The organism is Rhizobium cauense (genome assembly GCF_019511525.1).
Lineage (GTDB): Bacteria > Pseudomonadota > Alphaproteobacteria > Rhizobiales > Rhizobiaceae > Rhizobium > Rhizobium cauense.
On record NZ_JAEUAT010000005.1, the window covers coordinates 320,786 to 344,935 of the forward strand.

Annotated in this window: 22 protein-coding genes; 20 read left to right on the forward strand and 2 right to left on the reverse strand. The window is 61.1% G+C overall.

Annotated elements, in window-relative coordinates:
* Positions 1-13: 13 nt before the first annotated feature.
* From sdhC to lpdA, 16 genes are all read left to right on the forward strand, one after another.
* Positions 14-409, forward strand: a complete 396-nt coding sequence (gene sdhC / locus JNB88_RS12195; protein WP_037132121.1) for a succinate dehydrogenase, cytochrome b556 subunit — start codon at positions 14-16, stop codon at positions 407-409.
* A gap of 11 nt (positions 410-420) precedes the next feature.
* Positions 421-801 carry a succinate dehydrogenase, hydrophobic membrane anchor protein gene (gene sdhD, locus JNB88_RS12200; RefSeq protein ID WP_037132123.1) on the forward strand — a complete coding sequence of 127 codons (381 nt, stop codon included), beginning with the start codon at positions 421-423 and terminating at the stop codon, positions 799-801.
* 7 nt (positions 802-808) lie between these two features.
* The gene (gene sdhA, locus JNB88_RS12205; protein WP_220355679.1) at positions 809-2,650 is read left to right on the forward strand and encodes a succinate dehydrogenase flavoprotein subunit; all 1,842 of its coding nucleotides are present in this window, start codon (positions 809-811) and stop codon (positions 2,648-2,650) included.
* Between the two features lie 12 nt (positions 2,651-2,662).
* Positions 2,663-3,442, forward strand: coding sequence for a succinate dehydrogenase iron-sulfur subunit (locus tag JNB88_RS12210; protein ID WP_037132127.1), 780 nt, complete (start codon positions 2,663-2,665; stop codon positions 3,440-3,442).
* Positions 3,443-3,666: 224 nt separating this feature from the next.
* Positions 3,667-4,176 carry a protease inhibitor Inh/omp19 family protein gene (locus JNB88_RS12215; protein ID WP_037132129.1) on the forward strand — a complete coding sequence of 170 codons (510 nt, stop codon included), beginning with the start codon at positions 3,667-3,669 and terminating at the stop codon, positions 4,174-4,176.
* Between the two features lie 48 nt (positions 4,177-4,224).
* Positions 4,225-5,388 (forward strand): cell division protein ZapE, encoded by a 1,164-nt coding sequence (gene zapE, locus JNB88_RS12220; protein WP_220355680.1) that lies wholly within the window; start codon positions 4,225-4,227, stop codon positions 5,386-5,388.
* A 180-nt stretch (positions 5,389-5,568) separates the two neighbouring features.
* Positions 5,569-6,531 carry a malate dehydrogenase gene (gene mdh / locus JNB88_RS12225; RefSeq protein ID WP_112655582.1) on the forward strand — a complete coding sequence of 321 codons (963 nt, stop codon included), beginning with the start codon at positions 5,569-5,571 and terminating at the stop codon, positions 6,529-6,531.
* Between the two features lie 40 nt (positions 6,532-6,571).
* On the forward strand, positions 6,572-7,765 hold the full coding sequence (gene sucC, locus JNB88_RS12230) for an ADP-forming succinate--CoA ligase subunit beta (RefSeq protein WP_037132136.1): 1,194 nt from the start codon (positions 6,572-6,574) through the stop codon (positions 7,763-7,765).
* 18 nt (positions 7,766-7,783) lie between these two features.
* The gene (gene sucD, locus JNB88_RS12235; protein WP_220355681.1) at positions 7,784-8,689 is read left to right on the forward strand and encodes a succinate--CoA ligase subunit alpha; all 906 of its coding nucleotides are present in this window, start codon (positions 7,784-7,786) and stop codon (positions 8,687-8,689) included.
* 160 nt (positions 8,690-8,849) lie between these two features.
* A complete protein-coding gene (locus JNB88_RS12240) occupies positions 8,850-11,834 on the forward strand; it encodes a 2-oxoglutarate dehydrogenase E1 component (RefSeq protein WP_220355682.1) in 2,985 nt (994 codons plus the stop codon).
* Positions 11,835-11,846: 12 nt separating this feature from the next.
* On the forward strand, positions 11,847-12,164 hold the full coding sequence (locus JNB88_RS12245; protein WP_037132143.1) for a YciI family protein: 318 nt from the start codon (positions 11,847-11,849) through the stop codon (positions 12,162-12,164).
* 29 nt (positions 12,165-12,193) lie between these two features.
* Positions 12,194-13,435 (forward strand): 2-oxoglutarate dehydrogenase complex dihydrolipoyllysine-residue succinyltransferase, encoded by a 1,242-nt coding sequence (odhB, locus tag JNB88_RS12250; protein WP_220355683.1) that lies wholly within the window; start codon positions 12,194-12,196, stop codon positions 13,433-13,435.
* Positions 13,436-13,486: 51 nt separating this feature from the next.
* Complete coding sequence (locus JNB88_RS12255; protein ID WP_220355684.1) at positions 13,487-14,038, forward strand: hypothetical protein; 552 nt, start codon at positions 13,487-13,489, stop codon at positions 14,036-14,038.
* The gene (locus JNB88_RS12260; RefSeq protein WP_220355685.1) at positions 14,035-14,787 is read left to right on the forward strand and encodes an SDR family oxidoreductase; all 753 of its coding nucleotides are present in this window, start codon (positions 14,035-14,037) and stop codon (positions 14,785-14,787) included. Before JNB88_RS12255 ends, JNB88_RS12260 begins: the two co-directional genes overlap by 4 nt.
* Positions 14,788-14,807: 20 nt before the next feature.
* Positions 14,808-15,446 carry a LysE family translocator gene (locus JNB88_RS12265; protein ID WP_220355686.1) on the forward strand — a complete coding sequence of 213 codons (639 nt, stop codon included), beginning with the start codon at positions 14,808-14,810 and terminating at the stop codon, positions 15,444-15,446.
* 26 nt (positions 15,447-15,472) lie between these two features.
* Entirely contained in the window at positions 15,473-16,879 is a 1,407-nt protein-coding gene (gene lpdA / locus JNB88_RS12270; RefSeq protein WP_220355687.1) for a dihydrolipoyl dehydrogenase, read from the forward strand.
* A gap of 52 nt (positions 16,880-16,931) precedes the next feature.
* Here lpdA and JNB88_RS12275 read toward each other — a convergent pair whose 3' ends face one another.
* Together JNB88_RS12275 and JNB88_RS12280 are read right to left on the reverse strand one after the other, a co-directional pair.
* Positions 16,932-18,011 carry a TraB/GumN family protein gene (locus JNB88_RS12275; protein WP_220355688.1) on the reverse strand — a complete coding sequence of 360 codons (1,080 nt, stop codon included), beginning with the start codon at positions 18,009-18,011 and terminating at the stop codon, positions 16,932-16,934.
* An 81-nt stretch (positions 18,012-18,092) separates the two neighbouring features.
* The gene (locus JNB88_RS12280; protein WP_220355689.1) at positions 18,093-19,028 is read right to left on the reverse strand and encodes a tyrosine recombinase XerC; all 936 of its coding nucleotides are present in this window, start codon (positions 19,026-19,028) and stop codon (positions 18,093-18,095) included.
* Positions 19,029-19,170: 142 nt separating this feature from the next.
* On the opposite strand from JNB88_RS12280, the gene JNB88_RS12285 reads away from it, so the two are divergent.
* From JNB88_RS12285 to JNB88_RS12300, 4 genes are all read left to right on the forward strand, one after another.
* Complete coding sequence (locus JNB88_RS12285; RefSeq protein ID WP_220355690.1) at positions 19,171-20,118, forward strand: GNAT family N-acetyltransferase; 948 nt, start codon at positions 19,171-19,173, stop codon at positions 20,116-20,118.
* Between the two features lie 21 nt (positions 20,119-20,139).
* Positions 20,140-21,276 carry an AAA family ATPase gene (locus JNB88_RS12290; protein ID WP_220355691.1) on the forward strand — a complete coding sequence of 379 codons (1,137 nt, stop codon included), beginning with the start codon at positions 20,140-20,142 and terminating at the stop codon, positions 21,274-21,276.
* A 60-nt stretch (positions 21,277-21,336) separates the two neighbouring features.
* Positions 21,337-23,553, forward strand: coding sequence for a primosomal protein N' (locus JNB88_RS12295; RefSeq protein WP_220355692.1), 2,217 nt, complete (start codon positions 21,337-21,339; stop codon positions 23,551-23,553).
* 80 nt (positions 23,554-23,633) lie between these two features.
* A complete protein-coding gene (locus JNB88_RS12300) occupies positions 23,634-24,023 on the forward strand; it encodes an AGROH133_08824 family phage infection protein (RefSeq protein ID WP_220355693.1) in 390 nt (129 codons plus the stop codon).
* Positions 24,024-24,150: the final 127 nt, after the last annotated feature.

Sequence of the window (24,150 nt, forward strand, 5' to 3'; positions counted from 1 at the left end):
CCGCGAGGTTCTGATGGCGAATGTGACAAGTAACCGGCCCCTGTCGCCGCATTTGCAAATTTACAAACCAATCCCCACCATGGTCATGTCGATCGTTCACCGCATCACAGGCGGCGCGCTCTACGTTGGCACGCTGCTGGTTGCCTGGTGGCTGATCGCGGCTGCGACAGGCCAGGCTTACTACGATTGGGTCAACTGGATCCTCGGCAGCATCGTCGGCAAGCTCGTGCTGCTTGGCTACACCTGGGCCCTGCTTCACCACATGGTTGGCGGCTTTCGTCACTTCGTATGGGATCTTGGCTACGGCTTCGATAAAGAGGTCTCGACCAAGATGGCGAAGGCCTCAATCGTCATATCGCTCTGTCTGACCGTGCTGGTCTGGGTGATCGGCTTCCTCATTCGTCTCTGAAGGTTGTTCTCATGGATATGCGTACCCCCCTGGGTAAGGTTCGCGGTCTTGGCTCGGCCAAGGAAGGCACCGATCATTTCTGGCGCCAGCGCGTTACGGCCGTTGCCAACGTTCCGCTCTTTATTTTCTTCATCGTCTTCATGATCGTTCATGCGGGCGAGCCCTATGCCGATGTCGTTCGCGCTTTGTCGAACCCCTTCGTGGCCGTCGTCATGGGCCTGATGGTCATCTCGGGCATCATTCATATGCGGCTCGGAATGCAGGTCATCATCGAGGACTATGTGCACGGAGAGTTCGCCAAGATCGGGCTGCTGATGCTCAACACATTCTTCTCGATCCTGATGGCGGGGCTCTGTCTCTTCGCCATTCTGAAAATTGCATTCGTAGGATAACCGTATCATGGCACCGACTTCACCCGCTCAGAATGGGAAGGCCTACAAGTACGTCGATCACTCATATGACGTGATTGTCGTCGGCGCCGGCGGCGCCGGTCTTCGCGCCACGCTCGGCATGGCCGAACAGGGTTTCCGCACGGCCTGCATCACCAAGGTGTTCCCGACCCGCTCGCATACCGTCGCAGCCCAGGGCGGTATTGCTGCCTCGCTGCAGAACATGACGCCCGACAGCTGGCAGTGGCACCTCTATGACACCGTCAAGGGTTCCGACTGGCTCGGCGACGTCGACGCCATGCAGTATCTCGCCATGGAAGCGCCGAAGGCGGTCTATGAGCTCGAGCACTACGGCGTGCCGTTCTCGCGCAACGAGGAAGGCAAGATCTACCAGCGTCCGTTCGGCGGCCACATGCAGAACTTCGGCGAGGGCCCGCCGGTCCAGCGCACCTGCGCCGTTGCCGACCGTACGGGCCACGCGATCCTGCACACGCTCTACGGTCAGTCGCTGCGCAACAACGCAGAGTTCTTCATCGAATACTTCGCGCTCGACCTGATCATGTCGGACGACGGCAGCCGCTGCACGGGCGTCGTTGCCTGGTGCCTCGACGACGGCACGATCCATCGCTTCGCCGCCAAGATGGTGGTGCTGGCGACCGGTGGCTACGGCCGCGCCTATTTCTCGGCAACGTCAGCCCATACTTGCACCGGCGACGGCGGCGGCATGGTTGCACGCGCCGGTCTGCCGCTGCAGGACATGGAGTTCGTTCAGTTCCACCCGACCGGCATTTACGGTTCGGGCTGTCTCATCACCGAAGGTGCGCGCGGTGAAGGTGGTTACCTCGTTAATTCCGAGGGCGAACGCTTCATGGAACGCTATGCGCCTTCTGCAAAGGACCTCGCCTCGCGCGACGTCGTTTCGCGCTGCATGACGCTTGAGATCCGCGAAGGCCGTGGCGTCGGCAAGGCCAAGGACCACATCTTCCTGCACCTCGACCATCTCGATCCGGCCGTCCTGCACGAACGCCTGCCCGGCATCTCGGAGAGCGCGAAGATCTTCGCCGGCGTCGACGTGACACGCGAGCCGATCCCGGTTCTGCCGACCGTTCACTACAACATGGGCGGTATTCCGACCAACTACTGGGGCGAAGTGCTGAACGCTGACAGCTCCAACCCGGAACGGGTCATTCCTGGCCTGATGGCCGTCGGTGAAGCCGGTTGCGCCTCGGTGCACGGTGCGAACCGTCTCGGCTCCAACTCGCTGATTGATCTCGTGGTCTTCGGCCGTGCCGCTGCGATCCGCGCCGGCGAGGTGATCGACCGCGCGGCGCCGGTGCCGCATCTGAACGTCGCCGCCTGCGACAAGATCATGGAGCGTTTCGATCGTCTCCGCCACGCCAGCGGCGGCACGCCGACGGCGCATCTTCGCGAGAAGATGCAGCGCGCCATGCAGGAAGACGCGGCCGTGTTCCGCACGCAGGAATCGCTGGAGTCCGGTTGCCGCCGCATCTCGGCCATCTGGCAGGAAATGCGCGACATCAAGGTCACCGACCGCTCGCTGATCTGGAACTCCGATCTCGTCGAGACGCTGGAGCTCCAAAACCTGATGGCGAACGCCATCACGACGATCTACGGCGCCGAAGCGCGCAAGGAGAGCCGTGGTTCGCATGCTCGCGAGGACTACACGGAAGGCGCCTTTGCCGGCCGCGACGACGTCAACTGGCGCAAGCACACGCTCGCCTGGGTCAATGAGGCCGGCGACGTGACGCTCGACTATCGCCCGGTTCACACCGAGCTTATCGCAGAGGGTATCGATCCGAAGAAGATCGCGCCCAAGGCTCGCGTGTACTAAGAGGATCTGGACATGGTTGAACTCGCTCTCCCCAAGAACTCCCAGATCCGCGAAGGCAAGGTGTGGCCGAAGCCGGCTGGCGCCAAGAACACCCGCGAATTCCGGGTCTACCGTTGGAGCCCGGATGACGGCCAGAACCCGTCGATCGACACCTTCTACATCGATGCCGACGATTGCGGCCCGATGGTGCTCGATGGCCTGCTCTACATCAAGAACAAGATCGATCCGACGCTGACGCTGCGCCGTTCCTGTCGTGAGGGCATCTGCGGCTCCTGCGCGATGAATATCGATGGCACGAATACGCTCGCCTGCACGAAGGGCATGGACGAGATCAAGGGCTCGGTGAAAATCTATCCGCTGCCGCACATGCCCGTCGTCAAGGACCTGGTTCCTGATCTCACCAACTTCTACGCCCAGCACCGTTCGATCGAGCCGTGGCTGAAGACGGTTTCGCCGACGCCGGCGAAGGAATGGAAGCAGAGCCACGAGGATCGTCAGAAACTCGACGGCCTTTACGAGTGCATTCTCTGCGCCTGCTGCTCGACCTCCTGTCCGAGCTACTGGTGGAACGGCGATCGTTACCTCGGTCCGGCCGTTCTCCTGCAGGCCTACCGCTGGCTGATCGATAGTCGTGACGAAGCAACCGGCGAGCGCCTCGACAATCTCGAGGATCCCTTCCGTCTCTATCGGTGCCATACGATCATGAACTGTGCGCAGACCTGCCCGAAGGGTCTGAACCCGGCCAAGGCGATTGCCGAAATCAAGAAGATGATGGTCGAGCGCCGCGTCTGATCAATCAAAGCAAAAGGGTCGCTGACGCGGCCCTTTTCTTTATCCGATCACGAAGCCTTGATTTGTGCAGGATTGCGCCAAATTTGTCTCGGGTTTACGGCGTTGCTCCCGCAACGACACAATTTCTCCTCGCGCTGGCTTGATTCAACACAGCCTTTCAAGATAATTCCGCCGTGATTGCGCGGCAACTTCAGGACAATACTGGAAAAATCAGGAGTATCATGATGCAGTTCAGACATGTGGCGACAGGTCTCGTAGTCATTCTGTCGTTAGCTGGCTGCCAGCGCACCGCATATAATGATGCAAGCTTTTCTGCCCCGGCGCCTCTAACGGCACAGCCGGTTCCTTCCGTTCAGGGCGGGCAGCTTCCGCCGCCTTCCGGCACATCCCAGTTCCCGGCAGCTCCGACGAGCGCGGCGCCTGTCGCCGGTGGCCAGCCTGGCGCCATGGCAGCGAACGCGATGGATGTCACCAAGGAATCCATGGTCGGCAGCTGGCGCGTCAATGGGTCGTGCGACATGTTCCTGACACTTACCAATCTCGGCAGTGGCTCGCGTGGCGGCACGCGCGGCTGTGTCGGTGAGTTGACGGCGATGGGCTCCTGGGAAGTTTCCGGCAAGCAGGTTATCCTGAAGGACCGCAGCGGCAACCAGATCGGCAGCGTCTACAAGACCGCCGAGAACGCCTTCAGCGGCCAGACCAACACTGGGCAGCCGATCGGCCTCAGCCGTTAAAAGATTGGGCGGCGCAGGCCGCCGATCCTGCATAGGCGGACTTCCTTTATGCAACCCATGCCAGACTACTCCCTGAGCGTCAGCGAACAGTTGAAATCGCTGACGGTTTCGGGCGCGCTTCAAGTCGATTCAGCCCAGATGCATGTGGCGAAGTGCCTGGATCGGGTGCTGTCGGGATTGAAGCAGCGGCGACCGGCGGCAAAGACGAGTGCGCTAGGCTGGCTGTTCGCCAACAAGAAAAAGCCGTCGGAATCGGTCAAGGGACTATATATTCACGGCAGCGTCGGCCGCGGCAAGACGATGCTGATGGACATGTTCTTCGGAATGGCGCCTTGCACGAAGAAGCGCAGGGCGCATTTCCACGAATTCATGGCCGATGTGCACAACCGTATCGCGGCGCACCGCCTGAAGCTGAAGCAGGGCGAGACGAAGCAGGCCGATCCGATTCCGGTGGTCGCTGCAGCTCTTTACCACGAAGCCGAACTGCTCTGCTTCGATGAATTCACGGTGACAGACATTGCGGACGCGATGATTTTGTCGCGGCTTTTTTCGGAGCTGTTCCGGCACGGCTGCGTGCTTGTCGCCACCTCCAACGTCGAGCCCAACAACCTCTACAAGGACGGCCTCAATCGAAGCCTCTTCCTGCCCTTTGTCGATCTGTTGAAACGATATGTCGAGGTCGTGACGCTAGACTCTCCGACCGATTATCGGATGGAGAAAGTCGACAGTCAGCCTGTCTATCTCACACCCATCGATGAGCGCACCGACATGGCAATGGAGGCGTCGTGGACCCAGGCGCTGCATGGTCGAAAGGCGCAACCTCTCGAGATCCCGATGAAGGGGCGTTCGATACACGTTCCGCTCGCGGCCGATCGTATCGCCCGGTTTTCCTTTGCCGATCTTTGCGAGAAACCTCTCGGTGCCGCGGACTTTCTGGCGATCGCCGAGCGCTTCGACGCGGTCTTCATCGACCACATACCATTGCTGGGGCCGGAGAAGCGGAACCAGATCAAGCGCTTCATTATCCTGATCGATGCGCTTTACGATCACGCGGTACGGCTCTATGTGTCCGCTGCAGCGATGCCTGAAAACTTGTTGACACAGGCGCGTGGTACCGAGGGCTTCGAATTCGATCGGACGGTTTCGCGTCTCTTCGAAATGCGCAGCGCGGATTATCTGGCTTTGCATCAAGGGCGGCGGGCCGCAGAGTAACGTTTTGGTGACAAATTATCTTACGTTTACGTAAGAATTTTACTATCTAAACGATTGAAATTCCTTGCTCAAAAATAATCGTTTGCCATTTTTTGGCTTTGGGTCTATGCGATGGCGGCATTGGGCGATGCCCCCTCCGCGCGTCGCCTGACGAATTTTGATCGCAAAGGAAACAGCGAAATGGCGCGTAACAAGATCGCACTCATTGGTTCTGGCATGATTGGTGGCACGCTGGCGCATCTCGCCGGCCTGAAGGAACTGGGTGACATCGTCCTCTTCGATATCGCCGACGGCATTCCCCAGGGTAAGGGCCTCGACATCGCTCAGTCCTCTCCGGTCGAAGGCTTCGACGCCAATCTGACGGGTGCCAGCGACTACTCCGCGATCGAAGGCGCTGATGTCTGCATCGTCACCGCCGGTGTGCCGCGCAAGCCCGGCATGAGCCGCGATGACCTTCTCGGCATCAACCTCAAGGTCATGGAGCAGGTCGGCGCCGGTATCAAGAAGTATGCCCCGAACGCTTTTGTCATCTGCATCACCAACCCGCTCGACGCGATGGTCTGGGCGCTGCAGAAGTTCTCCGGCCTCCCGGCCAACAAGGTCGTCGGCATGGCCGGCGTTCTTGATAGCTCGCGCTTCCGCCTGTTCCTTTCTCAGGAATTCAACGTTTCCGTACAGGACGTCACGGCATTCGTTCTCGGCGGCCATGGCGACACGATGGTGCCGCTCGCACGCTACTCGACCGTCGGCGGCATTCCTCTGACCGACCTCGTCACCATGGGTTGGGTCACCAAGGAGCGGCTCGAGGAAATCATTCAGCGCACCCGTGATGGCGGCGCCGAAATCGTCGGCCTGCTGAAGACCGGCTCGGCCTACTACGCACCGGCCGCTTCGGCGATTGAAATGGCCGAGTCCTACCTCAAGGACAAGAAGCGCGTTCTGCCTTGCGCAGCGCAGCTGACCGGTCAGTACGGCGTCAAGGACATGTATGTCGGCGTGCCGACGGTTATCGGTGCCGGTGGCGTCGAGCGCGTCATCGAGATCGACCTCAACAAGGCCGAGAAGGAAGCTTTCGACAAGTCGGTCGCTGCTGTCGCCGGCCTTTGCGAAGCCTGCATCAACATTGCGCCCGCGCTGAAGTAATCAGACCGCGCGCTGACGCAATCCAAACAGGAATAGATCCATGAATATTCATGAATATCAGGCCAAGGCTCTGCTGAAGGGCTATGGCGCGCCGGTCGCAAAAGGTGTGGCGATCCTCAAGGTCGAGGAAGCCGAAGCTGCTGCCAAGTCGCTTCCGGGCCCGCTTTACGTGGTCAAGAGCCAGATCCATGCCGGCGGCCGCGGCAAGGGCAAGTTCAAGGAACTCGGTCCCGACGCCAAGGGCGGCGTTCGTCTCGCCAAGTCGATTGACGAAGTCGTTGCTCACGCCAAGGAAATGCTCGGCAACACGCTGGTAACGGCGCAGACGGGCGAAGCTGGCAAGCAGGTCAATCGCCTCTACATCGAAGACGGCGCCGACATCGAGCGCGAACTCTATTGCTCGCTGCTGGTCGACCGCTCGGTCGGTCGCGTTGCCTTCGTCGTTTCGACCGAAGGCGGCATGGACATCGAGGCTGTCGCTCACGACACGCCCGAGAAGATCCACACGATCGCCATCGATCCGGAAGCCGGCGTCACCGCTGCTGACGTCGCTGCGATCTCCAAGGCTCTCGAACTGAGCGGCGCTGCCGCCGAAGACGCCAAGTCGCTGTTCCCGGCGCTCTACAAGGCATTCGGCGAGAAGGACATGGCTCTCCTCGAGGTCAACCCGCTGATCGTCATGAAGGATGGCCATCTGCGCGTTCTCGACGCCAAGATGTCGTTCGACGGCAATGCGCTGTTCCGCCACGACGACGTCAAGGCACTGCGCGACGAGACAGAAGAGGACGCCAAGGAAATCGAGGCCTCGAAGTGGGATCTCGCCTACGTGGCTCTCGACGGCAACATCGGCTGCATGGTCAACGGCGCAGGCCTTGCCATGGCGACGATGGACATCATCAAGCTCTACGGCAAGGAGCCGGCAAACTTCTGCGACGTCGGCGGTGGCGCCGGCAAGGAGAAGGTCGCTGCAGCCTTCAAGATCATCACGGCTGACCCGAAGGTCGAGGGCATCCTCGTCAACATCTTCGGCGGCATCATGCGTTGCGACGTCATTGCCGAAGGCGTTGTCGCAGCTGTGCAGGAAGTCGGTCTGAAGGTTCCGCTCGTCGTTCGCCTCGAAGGCACCAACGTCGAACTCGGCAAGAAAATCCTCAACGAGTCGGGTCTGGCGATTACGGCTGCCGACGATCTCGACGACGCGGCGAAGAAGATTGTCGCGGCGATCAAGGCCTAATCCGGAAGGACCGAAAGAATGTCTATTCTCGTCAACAAAGACACCAAGGTTCTCGTTCAGGGCCTGACCGGCAAGACCGGCACCTTCCACACCGAACAGGCGCTTGCCTATTACGGCACCAAGATGGTCGGCGGTATTCACCCGAAGAAGGGTGGCGAAACCTGGTCGTCGGGCGTCGACGGCACGGTGCTTCCGATCTTCGCAAGCGTTGCCGAAGCCAAGGAGCGAACCGGCGCCGATGCGACCGTGATCTACGTCCCGCCGGCAGGTGCTGCTGATGCGATCATCGAGGCGATCGAGGCCGAAATCCCGTTCATCACCTGCATCACCGAGGGCATCCCGGTCATGGACATGGTGCGCGTCAAGGCAAAGCTAGACAAGTCGAAGTCGCGCCTGCTCGGCCCGAACTGCCCGGGTATCCTGACGCCGGAAGAATGCAAGATCGGCATCATGCCGGGCTCGATCTTCCGCAAGGGTTCGGTCGGTATTGTCTCGCGCTCTGGCACGCTGACCTACGAAGCCGTGTTCCAGACGTCCAACGAAGGTCTCGGCCAGACGACGGCCGTCGGCATCGGCGGCGACCCGGTCAAGGGTACCGAGTTCATCGACGTGCTCGAGATGTTCCTGGCAGACGAAGCCACGACCTCGATCATCATGATCGGCGAAATCGGCGGCTCGGCTGAAGAAGATGCAGCCCAGTTCCTGATCGACGAAGCCAAGAAGGGCCGCAAGAAGCCAATGGCAGGCTTCATCGCCGGCCGCACCGCTCCGAAGGGCCGCACCATGGGCCATGCCGGCGCTGTGGTTTCCGGTGGCAAGGGCGACGCGGAATCGAAGATCGCCGCCATGGAATCGGCTGGCATCAAGGTTTCGCCTTCGCCGGCACGCCTCGGCAAGACGCTGGTTGAAGTCCTCAAGGGCTAAACCAATCTATATCCCGGGCAGCGGTTGCACCGCCTGCCCGGGTTTTGACCTCGAAATGAAATGAGCCGCGGACAGGCGGCTGACGACAGATGCGGCAAGCCGGTCGAGTATCCGGCAAAATCACAAGTCAGGAGGCGGACGAAAGCGTCCGCGTGTAACCATGGCACGGCAAGAAGCCAACGAGCAGTTTCAGATTACCTCGTTCCTGGATGGCGCCAATGCTGCGTATATCGAGCAGCTTTATGCGCGCTACGAAGAAGACCCCAACTCGGTCAACGAGGAATGGCAATCCTTCTTCAAGGCGCTGGAAGACAATCCGGAAGATGTGAAAAAGGCGGCCAAGGGTGCATCCTGGCGCAAGAAGAACTGGCCCTTGCAGCCGAAGAGCGACCTCGTTTCGGCGCTCGATGGCGACTGGGGTACGGTCGAAAAGATCATCGAGACCAAGGTCAAGGGCAAGGCGGAAGCCTCAGGCAAGCCGACCGATGGTGCCGACATCCTGCAGGCGACGCGCGATTCCGTCCGCGCCATCATGATGATCCGCGCCTATCGCATGCGCGGCCACCTGCATGCCAAGCTCGATCCCTTGGGGATCGCAGCACCGGTCGAAGACTACAAGGAACTGTCGCCGGAGGCTTACGGCTTCACCCAGGCAGACTATTCCCGCAAGATCTTCATCGACAACGTTCTCGGCCTCGAATACGCGACTCTCCCCGAGATGATCGAGATTCTCGAGCGTACTTACTGCTCGACGCTCGGTGTCGAGTTCATGCACATCTCCAATCCGGAAGAGAAGGCCTGGATCCAGGAACGCATCGAAGGTCCGGACAAGGGCGTTGCTTTCAGCCCTGAGGGCAAGAAGGCGATCCTTGCGAAGCTGGTCGAGGCCGAAGGGTACGAGCAGTTCCTCGACGTGAAGTTCAAGGGCACCAAGCGCTTCGGTCTCGATGGCGGCGAATCGCTCATCCCGGCGCTGGAGCAGATCCTGAAGCGCGGCGGTCATCTCGGCCTGCGCGAAGCCGTGTTCGGTATGGCACACCGCGGCCGTCTGAACGTCCTGTCGCAAGTCATGGGTAAGCCGCACCGCGCCATCTTCCACGAGTTCAAGGGCGGCTCCTACGCGCCGGACGAAGTCGAAGGCTCCGGCGACGTCAAGTACCATCTCGGCGCTTCCTCGGACCGCGAATTCGACGGCAACAAGGTCCACGTATCTCTGACGGCTAACCCGTCGCATCTTGAAATCGTCGACCCTGTCGTCATGGGCAAGGCTCGCGCCAAGCAGGACATGGGTGCGACCGTCTGGGACGGCGACACCATTCCGCTTTCTGAGCGCGCCAAGGTTCTGCCGTTGCTGATCCACGGCGACGCGGCGTTCGCCGGCCAGGGCGTGATTGCCGAAATCCTCGGCCTGTCGGGTCTGCGCGGTCACCGCGTTGCCGGCACGATGCACGTCATCATCAACAACCAGATCGGCTTCACCACGAACCCGGCCTTCTCGCGTTCGTCGCCTTATCCGTCCGACGTCGCGAAGATGATCGAGGCCCCGATCTTCCACGTCAACGGCGACGATCCGGAAGCAGTTGTTTACGCTGCCAAGATCGCCATGGAATTCCGCATGAAGTTCCACAAGCCTGTTGTGGTCGACATGTTCTGCTACCGCCGCTACGGCCACAACGAAGGCGATGAGCCGTCCTTCACGCAGCCGAAGATGTACAAGGTTATCCGCGCTCACAAGACAGTCCTGCAGATCTATGCGGACCGCCTTGTTGCCGAAGGCCTCGTCAGTGACGGCGAAGTCGAAAAGATGAAGGCAGACTGGCGCGCCCATCTCGAGCAGGAATTCGACGCCGGCCAGAGCTACAAGCCGAACAAGGCCGACTGGCTTGATGGCGAGTGGTCGGGTCTGCGCACGGCTGACAATGCCGACGAGCAGCGTCGCGGCAAGACCGCCGTTCCGATGAAGCAGCTGAAGGATATCGGCCGCAAGCTTTCGGAAATTCCCGATGGTTTCCACGCGCACCGCACGATCCAGCGCTTCATGGAAAACCGTGCCAACATGATCCAGACGGGCGAGAACCTCGACTGGGCAATGGCCGAAGCGCTGGCTTTCGGTTCGCTGGTCACGGAAGGCCACAAGATCCGCCTGTCGGGTCAGGATTGCGAGCGCGGCACCTTCTCGCAGCGTCACTCGGTCCTCTACGATCAGGAGACGGAAGAGCGCTACATCCCGCTTGCCAACCTTTCGCCCAATCAGGCCCGCTACGAAGTTATCAATTCGATGCTCTCGGAAGAAGCGGTCCTCGGCTTCGAGTATGGCTACTCGCTGGCTCGCCCGAACGCGCTGACGCTCTGGGAAGCTCAGTTCGGTGACTTCGCCAACGGTGCGCAGGTCGTGTTCGACCAGTTCGTCTCGTCCGGCGAACGCAAGTGGCTGCGCATGTCCGGTCTCGTCTGCCTGCTGCCGCATGGCTACGAAGGTCAGGGTCCGGAGCACTCCTCGGCCCGCCTCGAGCGCTTCCTGCAGCTCTGCGCCGAAGACAACATGCAGGTCGCCAACGTCACGACACCGGCGAACTACTTCCATATCCTGCGCCGGCAGCTGAAGCGCGATTTCCGCAAGCCGCTCGTCCTGATGACGCCGAAGTCTCTTCTGCGCCACAAGCGGGCTGTGTCCAGCCTGGCGGAACTTGCCGGCGAATCCTCCTTCCATCGCCTGCTCTGGGACGATGCCGAGGTCATCAAGGACGGTCCGATCAAGCTGCAGAAGGATGCCAAGATCCGCCGCGTCGTCATGTGCACCGGCAAGGTCTATTACGATCTTCTGGAAGAGCGCGAGAAGCGCGGCATCGACGATGTCTACCTGCTGCGCGTCGAACAGCTCTATCCGTTCCCGGCCAAGGCGCTCATCAACGAGCTTTCCCGCTTCCGGAACGCAGAGATGGTCTGGTGCCAGGAAGAGCCGAAGAACATGGGCGCTTGGTCGTTCATCGACCCGTATCTGGAATGGGTGCTCGCCCATATCGATGCGAAGTACCAGCGCGTCCGTTACACCGGCCGTCCGGCCGCCGCTTCGCCGGCAACAGGTCTGATGTCCAAGCATCTGTCGCAGCTCGCCGCATTCCTCGAGGATGCGTTGGGCGGCTAAGGGATCGGGGCGATGGCATATTTCTTTTTGAGACTTGTGCCGCCTCGCCCCCGTTTCCCGCACGATGCGACCGGGGAGGAAATGGCCGCGATGAAGCGTCATGTCGCCTACTGGCACCAAAACGCAGAAGAGGGATCGGCGATCGCCGTCGGTCCCGTCTTCGAAGGCGAGGGGGCCTGGGGCATGGCAGTCGTCTCGGCGGAGGATCAGAAGGCGGCGCAGGCGCTCGCCGATGCCGATCCGATCATCCAGTCCGGTTATCGTTTTCGCTTCGACATATTGCCAATGCCCTCGATCATTCTCCGGCCATCTGCCGCCGGAAACGAATAAACGAACACAAGCAAATCAGGATTTGAACAATGGCCACAGAAATCCGCGTTCCAACTCTCGGTGAATCCGTCAGCGAGGCAACCGTCGGCACCTGGTTCAAGAAGGTTGGCGACGCCATCAAGGCCGACGAGCCGATTCTCGAGCTTGAGACCGACAAGGTGACCATCGAAGTACCGGCTCCGGCTTCAGGTACGTTGTCGGAGATCGTTGCCCAGGCTGGCGAAACCGTCGGCCTCGGCGCATTGCTCGGCCAGATCGCCGCAGGCGCCGGTGCTGCTGCCCCGGCTGCTGCTGCTCCTGCCGCCGCCCCGGCAAAGGTAGCCGAACCGGCTGTTGCAGCCGCTGCTGCTCCGGTAGCGGCCGCTTCGGCGATGCCGCCGGCACCGGCTGCCGCCAAGATGCTCGCCGAGAACAACCTGTCGGCCGATCAGGTTGATGGTAGTGGCAAGCGTGGACAGGTTCTGAAGGGCGATGTGATCGCCGCCGTTGCCAAGGGTATCGCCGCCCCGGCAGCCGCTGCTGCTCCTGCCGTTCCGGCTGCTGCCCGTGGCCCGTCGACGGTCGAGGATGCGGCTCGCGAAGAGCGCGTGAAGATGACGCGCCTGCGTCAGACGATCGCCAAGCGCCTGAAGGACGCACAGAACACCGCCGCCATGCTGACCACCTACAACGAGGTGGACATGAAGGCGGTCATGGACCTGCGCGCCAAGTACAAGGACGTCTTCGAAAAGAAGCATGGTGTGAAGCTCGGCTTCATGGGCTTCTTCACCAAGGCCATCACCCACGCGCTGAAGGAATTGCCAGCCGTCAACGCCGAGATCGACGGCACCGACATCATCTACAAGAACTTCTGCCACATCGGCATGGCCGTCGGCACCGACAAGGGCCTCGTCGTCCCGGTCATCCGCGACGCCGACCAGATGTCGATCGCCGAAGTCGAGAAGGAACTGGCACGTCTGGCAAAGGCTGCCCGTGATGGTTCGCTGTCGATGGCCGACATGCAGGGCGGTACGTTCACGATCACCAACGGTGGCGTCTACGGCTCGCTGATGTCCTCGCCGATCCTGAACGCGCCGCAGTCCGGCATCCTCGGCATGCACAAGATCCAGGATCGTCCGGTTGTCGTCGGCGGCCAGATCGTCATCCGTCCGATGATGTATCTTGCGCTCTCCTATGACCACCGCATCGTCGATGGCAAGGAAGCCGTGACCTTCCTCGTTCGCGTCAAGGAAAGCCTGGAAGATCCGGAGCGTCTGGTTCTCGATCTCTAAGCATTCGACTGGGCCGCGTGAGCGGCCCTTTCCACCTCAGCGGGGCGCGTGATGTCGCTGGCAATCTCCACAGGGCGTATGATCAAGGGACCACTCCTTGCCAAAGGCAGGGCTGGCGCCTTGTTGGCGTTTCTGTTGGTCCTGCCCGTGGCCGCTGTGGCCGCCCCCGACTGCAGGCAGGCAAGCGCGGTCTACACTGACCGCGATGGAGCCTACGAATTGCGCTTCACGCCGATCGATTCGGAAGCGGCGGCTGCCAGCAACCGATTCACGCTGAACGTGCTGAAAACTTCGATTGAACTCGACGGCTATGTGATGCCATCCGATGATCCGGAACGTACTGTCGGTATCCTGATGTTCAAATGCCCCGGCGGTGACGTGACGGGCGCTGATCTCGCGGCCTGCACGATCTGGCGGGGCACGATCTACGGCGCGAATGCCGATGGCGAAATCGGCAACCTTCAGCACGAAGCGATTACCGCGGCCGATCATATTTTTCTGCCGGGTCTCGGTCCGGCGATCCGCCAATCGCAGATCTGGGGTAACGACAAGGCGAATGTTGCGCCGTGGGACGTCCTGGCATTCAAGGAGTGCGCGAAATGACACAGCGACCGGTTCTTCTCGTCACCGGCGGTAGCCGGGGTATCGGCGCTGCCGTCTGCCGGCTCGCTGCGCGTCAGGGGTGGAATGTCGCCGTGAACTACGCTGCAAACCGCGCTGCCGCGGATTCTGTCGTCTCCGACGTAAGGGCGGAGGGCGGTGACGCGATCGCGATCGAGGGTGATGTCGGCAACGCGCAGGATATCGTTTCGATGTTCCAGGCGGTCGACGGGCATTTCGGACGGCTGGATGGACTGGTCAACAATGCCGGCATCGTCGATGCCCAGCAGCGCGTCGACGAAATGAGCGTCGAGCGTCTTGAGCGGATGATGCGCGTCAACGTGACCGGCTCGATCCTCTGCGCGGCCGAAGCCGTCCGCCGAATGTCGTCGAGGCATGGCGGCAAGGGCGGGTCGATTGTCAACATTTCGTCGATGGCAGCGGTGCTGGGGTCAGCATCGCAATATGTCGACTACGCCGCATCGAAGGCCGCGATCGATACCTTTACCATCGGTCTGTCGCGCGAGGTGGCGAATGAGGGTGTACGCGTCAACGCCATCCGTCCCGGCGTTATCGATACCGATATTCATGCGTCCGGCGGCCTGCCGAACCGCGCGCGGGACCTCGCGCCGAGCATCCCGATGCAGAGGCCGGGCACCGCGGAGGAAATCGCCGATGCGGTCCTCTACCTTCTCTCGCCGACGGCTTCCTATATAACGGGCGCCATACTCAATGTAAGCGGCGGCCGTTAGGACGCGGAGACCATATCGCCATGCAATACTTCTTCGAATTTCTGGGCCTGATGGCCGTCTTTTCGATCTTCATCGTGGTACCAGGCGCCGACTTTGCCGTCATCTTGCGCCAGAGCATCGTGCACGGCCGTCGTGCTGCCATCATGACCGGCCTTGGCATGGGCTTTTCGCTGCTGTTTCACATCAGCTACACGATCCTTGGCCTCGGCCTGATCGTTTCCAAATCGCTGATGCTGTTTGCCATGATCAAGTGGGCCGGCGTCGCCTATCTCGTCTACCTCGGTATAAAGTCCTTCCGCGAGCCGGGTTTCAAAGTGAACGAGATCGAGGTGACGGATGAAGACCGCCAGCCGATCTCGGCACTGAAATGCCTCGGCATGGGATTCATCACCAATGCGCTGAATCCGAAACCGGTCCTTTTCTTCCTGTCGCTGTTCTCGACGCTGGTGCATCACGATACCCCGGCGCTGATCCAGTTCAGCTATGGCATCGGCATGGCCGCCGCGCTCGTCGCCTGGTTCGCCGGCGTCTCCACCTTCTTCACCGTAAAACCCATTCGCGACCGCTTCATCGCAAGCGGCAAGTGGTTCAACCGCATCACCGGCGCCGCACTGGTCGGCTTCGGTTTCCGCCTCGCGCTCGCCCGCGCGGCTGACTAAGCAAATAACGAAAAGGAAAAGAAACAATGTCCTACGATGTGATCGTTATCGGAACCGGCCCTGGCGGCTACGTCGCTGCCATCAAGGCAGCGCAGCTTGGGCTCAAGGTCGCTGTCGTTGAAAAGCGCGCAACCTATGGCGGGACCTGCCTCAACGTTGGCTGCATCCCGTCCAAGGCGCTGTTGCATGCTTCCGAAATGTTCCATCAGGCCGGTCACGGCATGGACGCGCTCGGTATCGAGGTCGCCGCCCCGAAGCTGAATCTTCAAAAGATGCTGGCGCACAAGGACGCGACCGTGAAGGCCAACGTCGACGGCGTTGCTTTCCTCTTCAAGAAGAACAAGATCGATGCCTTCCAGGGCACCGGCAAGATCGTTTCGGCCGGCAAGGTTTCCGTGACCGCTGAAGACGGCAAGGTGCAGGAAATCGAAGGCAAGAACATCGTCATCGCCACCGGCTCGGACGTCGCCGGCATTCCCGGCGTGAAGGTCGCTATCGACGAGAAGGTGATCATTTCCTCGACGGGCGCGATTGCGCTTGAGAAGGTGCCGGAAACGATGATCGTCGTCGGCGGTGGTGTCATCGGACTCGAGCTCGGTTCGGTCTGGTCGCGTCTCGGCGCCAAGGTCACCGTTGTCGAGTATCTCGACACGATCCTCGGCGGCATGGATGGCGAAGTTTCCAAGCAGTTCCAGCGGATGCTCGCCAAGCAGGGTATCACCATCAACCTCAGCTCCAAGGTGACGGGCGTCGAGAAGGGTGGCAAGGGCGCCAAGGTGACCTTCGAGCCGGTGAAGGGCGGTGATGCACAGACACTCGAAGCCGAGGTCGTTCTGATTGCGACTGGCCGCACGCCGTACACGGCCGGCCTTGGTCTCGAAGAAGCCGGCGTCAAGCTCGATAACCGCGGCCGCGTAGAAATCGATGGTCATTTCCGCACCAACGTTGCCGGCATCTACGCGATTGGCGACGTGGTGAAGGGTCCGATGCTGGCTCACAAGGCTGAAGACGAAGGCGTGGCACTTGCCGAAATCCTCGCCGGCCAGCATGGCCATGTGAACTATGACGTCATCCCAAGCGTCGTCTACACGCAGCCGGAAGTCGCTTCCGTCGGCAAGACCGAGGAAGAACTGAAGGCGGCTGGTATCGCCTACAAAGTCGGCAAGTTCCCCTTCACGGCCAATGGCCGCGCCCGCGCTATGCTCGCGACCGATGGCTTCGTGAAGATCCTCTCCGACAAGGAGACCGATCGCGTCCTCGGCGGCCACATCGTCGGTTTCGGCGCCGGCGAAATGATCCACGAGATCGCCGTCCTGATGGAATTCGGCGGCTCCGCCGAAGATCTCGGCCGGACTTGCCACGCGCACCCGACCATGTCGGAAGCGGTCAAGGAAGCAGCGCTCGCCGCCTTCTTCAAGCCGATCCACATGTAAGACGTGGAAATATCCGAATTGCGGACCGCGGCTCGAAAGGGCCGCGGTTTTTTTAGTTCACGGCCGTTACTGTAAAGCCCTGCTTGCGTAGCAACTCGACGACGCCGCCTTCACCTGGAAGATGGAGCGCGCCTACGGCCATGAAGACGTTTCCGTTGGCAAGGATCGGGGCTGCGCGCTCGGCCATCACCTTGTTTCGGTCGAGAATGATGCGCTGCTCGAAGGCGGCATAGTCGCCCTCGTCATCCTCGCCATCGGGAGAAACGGTCTTCAGCATCGGAATGGTCATGCCGACATCGCCAGAGAGGTAAAGGTCGGTCATGGTCTCCACCACGTCGTTCATCTTGGAGCCAAGCGCCAAGGTCTCGATCAGCGACTTCATGTGGAATTCGGTCGGCAGCTCGGCCATTGCCTGCAGCTGCTCGGCAAGCGTTTCCAGACCTTTGACCTGCTTGCCCTCGGCGAGGGCGTCTGCGGCGATCTTCTGGTCGAGGAACTTTACGCCTTTCGCCTTGCGGGCCATTTCACAACCGGGCAGGGCAACAACGCTCGATATCATCCAGGGGCGCATGCGGGAAACCGCGGCAAGTGGGATGCCACGCTGCTTCAGACCTTCCTCCAGACGAACATAATCATCGTGAGACAAAAGCTTCTCAATCGTCGTCCCGTCGGTGAACATCATCAGCTCAGGCTGCATCAACAGAGCGGCAGAGGCCTTTTTCTCGTCGAGGATCTCATCGGATTCGATCACGATGGTGTCGGCAGCGTCGTGGGCCGCCTGGGTACGCGGGGGAAGCGTCAGTACGCGGGGATCGGTGACATGCATGCTGCCGAGCAGCCAGGATGGCTTTACGCCAGGCTTCTCGATCTTCCAGAAGATGCCCTTGCCGTTTGGTACAGCGTCCGCTTCCTTGACCACCTCAGCGTAGCGCGCCGGGTCACTTTGTTTGAGATCGGTCAAGATGTTGCGGCCGGTGCAGGTATCGTCATCAGCGGCAGCAGCAGAGGAGACCGAGAACAGCACGGCGATCAGCGTTGCCGCAAGCAGCATGTGAAATGCAGCAATCAGCCAGAGCAGGAGATTGCCTGGCGATGGTATGTGCAGGCTGCGGTGGCCGATGGAGATCGTCATGATGGTGTTCCGGTCACTATGATTGCTAAGCTCTACGCCCGGCGTACGGATATTCCTTTAAGAGAAGCCGTTAACAAAAGATTACGCCCGAGGATGGGCACGGTCGTAAACTTCAAGCAATCGTGAGGAATCCACACCTGTGTAGACCTGGGTGGTGGAAAGGCTGGCGTGGCCAAGCAATTCCTGAATGGTTCTGAGATCACCGCCGCCAGCCAACAGGTGGGTCGCAAACGAATGGCGCAGCGCGTGCGGCGTCGCCGTTTCCGGCAGGCCGAAGGCGCTGCGCATCTTCTGCATGGTGCGCTGAATGATGGCCGCCTGCAGCTTGCCGCCCCGCGCGCCGCGGAAGAGCGGTTCCTTGCTCTCCAGATGATAAGGGCACAGGGAGCGGTATTTCTCGACCGCTTCCGTAACGACGGTCAGCAGCGGCACAAGCCGGGTTTTGTTGCCCTTGCCCGTGATCCGCAAGGTAGCCGCGCCGCGGTTGAAGTCATCAGGTGTCAGGTCGAGCGCTTCGGAGATGCGCAGGCCGCAGCCGTAGAGCAGAGTGAAAACGGCGGCATCGCGCGCCGCGATCCAGGGCTCTTCGTGCAGCTGCGCCTCGTCGCTGACGACGGTGATAGCTTGCCTGTCGGACAGGGGTTTCGGCAGGGACTTCGGCTGCTTTGGCGAGCGGATCGCGCCTGCGCCGGCTGCATTCACCAGCCCCTTCTTTTCAAGATAACGCAGCAGTGACCGCAGGCCGGCCAGATTGCGGCCAAGCGAACGTGCACCCGATCCCTCCTTGCGTCGCGCGGCGAGAAATGCGCGGAAATCGGCGGGTCGCAATGCGTGGATGTCCTTCAGTGTTGCAGGGCCCGCGAGATGACCGGTCAGAAAAGTGAGGAACTGGCGGGTGTCGCGCTCGTAGGCGTCCAACGTATGTTCAGAAAGCCGGCGCTCGCGCGCCAGGCTGTCGAGCCAAGCCGAGCGTTCCGCCATCAGGCGCGGGTCGGCGATGATCAGCAGTTCGTTCACGTCTCAGACCCTTGAATTTGCCAGTCCTGCCGCCAATTCTGAAGGGACGATAGTTATGGAATCGATAATACCGGCCAAGTGGTTGTCATGCTTCCATCATATTGATCGACATAACTGGTTTCCCAACGACGCAGGATCTTGCATGCCACGGCGCCACCCCACGACCGCCTTAGGACAATTCGCGGAAGCGATTGCCCTGAATTCTCATGGCAAGCCGGGACATATCGTGGATACCCTGATCGCGGAGCGCGGACAGAGGATCGTGAAGCACCCGCTCTGGCCGGTCATGCGTCCCTTCCTTTACACGCTCTTGCGCTACAACAGGGCGGTCAGCTTCGCCAACGATGTTGCGAGCATGCCGGGTTTCCAGTGCTTCGAGTACATGAGCAACCTGTTGAAACTCGACATCAATGTCAGGCATGGCGAACGCATCCCTGACACCGGCGGCTTCATCCTCGTCAGCAACCATCCGACAGGTATTGCCGATGGCGTTGCCGTGTTCGACCTCCTGAAGCACAAACGGCCCGATATCATGGTGTTTGCAAACCGTGATGCGGTGCGCGTCAATCCGCGTTTTGCCGAGGTCATTATTCCCGTCGAATGGCGCGAGGAATACAAGAGCAAGCTCAAGACCCGCGAAACGCTGCAGATCACCCATCACGCCGTCAGGGAAGGCAAGGCCACCGTGCTTTTCCCCTCCGGACGCATCGCCTACTGGGCGAATGGGCGCTTGAATGAGCGTCCGTGGAAAACGTCTGCGGTCGGGCTTGCTCGCAAATACAATCTGCCGATCCTGCCGGTTCACATGACGGCGCGCAATTCGGGCCTTTTCTATTGGTTTGCGAAGTGGTCGACCGAGCTTCGGGATATGACGGTCTTTCACGAGCTTCTGAACAAGCGCGGCGACCGCTTTGACTTCGTAGTTGGCAATCTGATTCCGGTGGAACATCTCGACGGCGATATCAACGAGGTGACCAAGGCACTGGAGGATCATACCGTGCATGCTCTTGATGCGGATGGCGACGCGCGATTCCTGCCGCTCGTCCCGCCCGTCGAGCCGCGAATGGCCAGCGCCCATTCAATTCGCTGAGCCGATAGGGTAAAGCGAGGCATGCTGCTCCGCTCGATGTTTGCCCAGAACTACCGGTCCTTGCGATCGATCCGCATGGATCTTTCGGGGATCAATCTCTTCATCGGCGAGAACGGGGTTGGGAAATCCAACCTCTACCGCGCACTGCAGCTCATCCAGGCGGCGACGCGCGGGCGTCTGGCGCATGAGATCGCGGGTGAAGGCGGGATGTTTTCGGCGCTCTGGTCTGGGCCGCGCCGGGACGTCAACGGGCCTTTCCGGATCCGGCTGGAAACCGAACTTCTCGACGAGGAAAGAGCAATCACCTTCCGCTATCGTGTGGAAGCCGGCTTGCGACCACCGAAGGCGGCTGCAGGGTTCCCCTTCGAACCACAGATAAAAGCCGAAGAGCTTTCGATTGAGACCGGGACGCGACCGGTTACGATGATGAAGCGCGCAGGCCCCGCCATATCGGTCCGCGGGCCGAACGGTCGGATGCAGGACTACCCGGAACAGGCGCTGACCTCTGAAACGGCAATCGCGTTGCTTGGCGATGCCGGGCATTATCCCGAGATCGGGACGTTTCGGCGTGCGATCGACGGCTGGCGTTTCTTCCATGGCTTCCGGACGGATCGTCTTTCGCCGCTGCGCGCGCCCTGTCTTGCCGTCACGGCGCCGCTGCTGGATGAGGATGGCAGCAACATTGCCGCCGTCTTCGCGACGCTGGTGCATACGCGGGAAGATACCGTCGATCTCGATCGGGCCGTCGCAGCCGCCCTCGGCGGTGCGAAGCTCGTTGTGCCGCTGCCAGAGGAAACGGCGGAGTTCGGCCTTTCCTTTCCGGAGTTCCCGAACCGCGTGTTTCAGCCGCGCGAGCTGTCGGACGGCCAGATCCGCTTTCTCGGGCTTGCGGCCGCGCTGATGTCCTATCGGCTGCCGCCGCTGATCGCGCTCAACGAACCAGAGGCGAGCCTCCATCCCGACATGCTGCCGCCATTGGCGGACATGATTGCGGAGGCGGCACGCAGCAGCCAGATCTGGATTGTTACGCATTCCGAAGCGCTGGCGGCTGCGGTGCGTGAGAAATGCGGTGCCCGCGCCCGCCATGTGGTACGGCAGGACGGCGCCACATGGATTGAGGGAATGCGGCTGACTGGTGTGATGGATGACGACGAGTAAGCCGGTGCCAGCAGTCTTGCAGGTTTTCTTTTCGCGCCGATCCGGGCATGGTCTCGCCCGATGAGCACAGATTCGTCCGATCTCTTTGGAGCGTTGTTCGAGACGCCGCCGGCAACCCGCACGGTTCCGGTGCTCGTTCCCATGCCCGCGCCGAAGCCCTACTCCTATGCGGTGCCCGACGGCATGGCGGTTGAGCCGGGTTCGGTCGTACAGGTGCCGCTCGGTCCACGGCAGGTGATCGGCGTCGTCTGGGATGGGGGAGAGGATGGCGTCGATCCGAAAAAGTTAAGGCCGATCAGCCACGTCTTCGATTGCCCGCCGCTGACCAAGGAGATGCGCGATTTCATCGACTGGGTGGCGAGCTATACGCTGTCGCCGCCCGGGCTTGTTGCGCGGATGGCGCTGCGTGCGCCGAATGCCTTCGAGCCTGAGCCGATGGTCGAGGGTTTGCGTTTCGTCGGCGGCGCGCCGGAGCGGATGACGCCGGCGCGTGCTCGTGTGCTCGATATCGCCGGCGACGGTCTTTCGTGGACGCGAAGTGGGCTTGCCCATGCGGCTGGCGTCTCGACAAGCGTGGTCGACGGCCTGGTCAGCCAAGGGATTTTCGAGACCGTGTTTCTGCCGCCGCCGCCGGTGGTTGCCAAGCCCGATCCGGATTTCGTGGCAGCACGGCTCGAAGGCCCGCAACGGGATGCGGCAGACGAGATACTGGCTGAGGTCCGAACGGGCGAGTTTTCAGTCTCGCTGATCGATGGCGTCACCGGTTCGGGCAAGACGGAGGTCTATTTCGAGGCAATCGCGGAAACCCTCAAGCGCGGCAAGCAGGTGTTGATCCTGTTGCCGGAGATCGCGTTGACGGCGAGCTTTCTAGAGCGCTTCCATGATCGATTCGGCGCCAAGCCGGCGGAATGGCATTCCGATCTCGCACCGCGCACCCGCGAGAAGGTCTGGCGCCAGGCAGTCACCGGCGAGGTTCGCGTCGTCGCCGGCGCGCGTTCGGCGCTCTTCCTGCCGTTCGAGGATCTCGGCCTCATCATCGTCGATGAAGAGCATGATCCGGCCTACAAGCAGGAAGACCGCGTCTATTACAACGCGCGCGACATGGCGGTCGTCCGCGCTCGCATTGCTGATTTCCCGGTGGTTCTCGTTTCTGCGACGCCGTCGGTCGAGAGCCAGGTCAATGGCCAGAGCGGGCGGTATACCACCATTCACATGCCGACCCGCTTCGGTGACGCGGCGCTGCCGGATCTGCATCTGATCGACATGCGCCGCCATGCGCCCGAGCGGGGTGGGTTCCTCTCGCCCGTGCTGATCCGGGCAATCGGCAAGACGGTCGAGAAGCAGCAGCAGGCGCTCCTTTTCCTCAACCGACGCGGCTATGCACCGCTGACCCTTTGCCGTGTTTGCGGACATCGCTTCCAGTGCCCGCAGTGTTCCAGTTGGCTGGTCGAGCACCGGTTCAAGAGACAGCTGCAGTGCCATCAGTGTGGTCATGCCGAGCGCACGCCAGAAGCCTGCCCGGAATGCGGTACGCTCGATCATCTCGTCGCCTGCGGACCGGGCGTCGAGCGTATCGCGGAGGAGGTGGAGCGTCATTTTCCCGATGCGCGAACGATCGTGCTCTCGTCCGACATGATGGGCGGCGTCAAGCGGTTGCGTCTCGAGCTCGAGGCTATCGCAAAGGGAGAAGCCGATATCGTCATCGGCACGCAGCTCGTTGCCAAGGGCCATAACTTTCCGCTGATGACGCTAGTAGGCATCATCGACTCCGATCTCGGCCTTGCCAATGGCGATCCGCGCGCCGCCGAACGCACCTTCCAGCTGCTGTCGCAGGTGACCGGCCGCGCCGGTCGTACCGGCCTGAAGAGCCATGGCCTGCTGCAGACCTACCAGCCGCAGCACCCGGTCATGCAAGCGATTGTCTCAGGCGATGCCAGCGCCTTCTACGAGCGCGAGATTGCCGAGCGCGAGCGTGCCATTCTGCCGCCGTTCGGACGTCTGGCATCGATTATCGTCTCGGCGGAAACGCGCCATGATGCGGAAAATCATGCCCGCGGCATTCGAAACGCCGCACCCAATGTCTCCGGCATCTCAGTGCTTGGACCCGCAGAAGCGCCGCTTGCGCTGGTGCGCGGTCGACACCGCTTCAGGCTGCTCGTGCATGGGCGGCGAAACTCCGACATGCAGGCGTTTCTCAGGGCCATGCTGGCGCAGGCGCCGAAGGAGCGCGGATCGGTACACGTGCAGCTCGACGTCGACCCGCAAAGCTTCCTGTAGATCGCGGTTGCCACGGGCTTTTGCCGGGCGTGCCAATCATGCCATAAGGACTGCGAAGCAGGGGATTCGGGGTCGGTCGAATGGACTTTTACTTTCCAACTGAGCTTGGCGAACAGCTGGCTTTCGCAGCGGCAGCCTTTACGGCACTCGCGGGCTTTATCATCATGTTTGCTCCGGGCTACGCGATGCGGCTCTTCGGCGTAATGCCGCGCGAAGGGCGACGCGACGGTTTTGCCGAGCAACGCTCTGTCGGCGGCTTCTATCTCGGCTTCGGTCTCTCGGCCATCATGCTGGCACAGGACTGGATCTACATGGCGCTCGGAGCCTCTTTCGCCATGGCTGCTTTTGCGCGCATCATCTCGCTCCTTTCAGATAAGGGGAGCACGGTTCTCAACTATTTACTTCTGGTTGTGCAGATCGTACTGGCGGCGCTCCCGCTCGCATATGTTCTCGGTTTCTTTTCTGCTTGAGTTGAGCGGATATTTCTCGCGCTGAGCTCTGGGTCGGCAGGCTTTGAGCATTTTTGCGTTAGAAATCGATGGGAAAGCCGTATTCGGGCATTACGCGTGTTGCGAGTCCGAACATCCTATGTTAGAC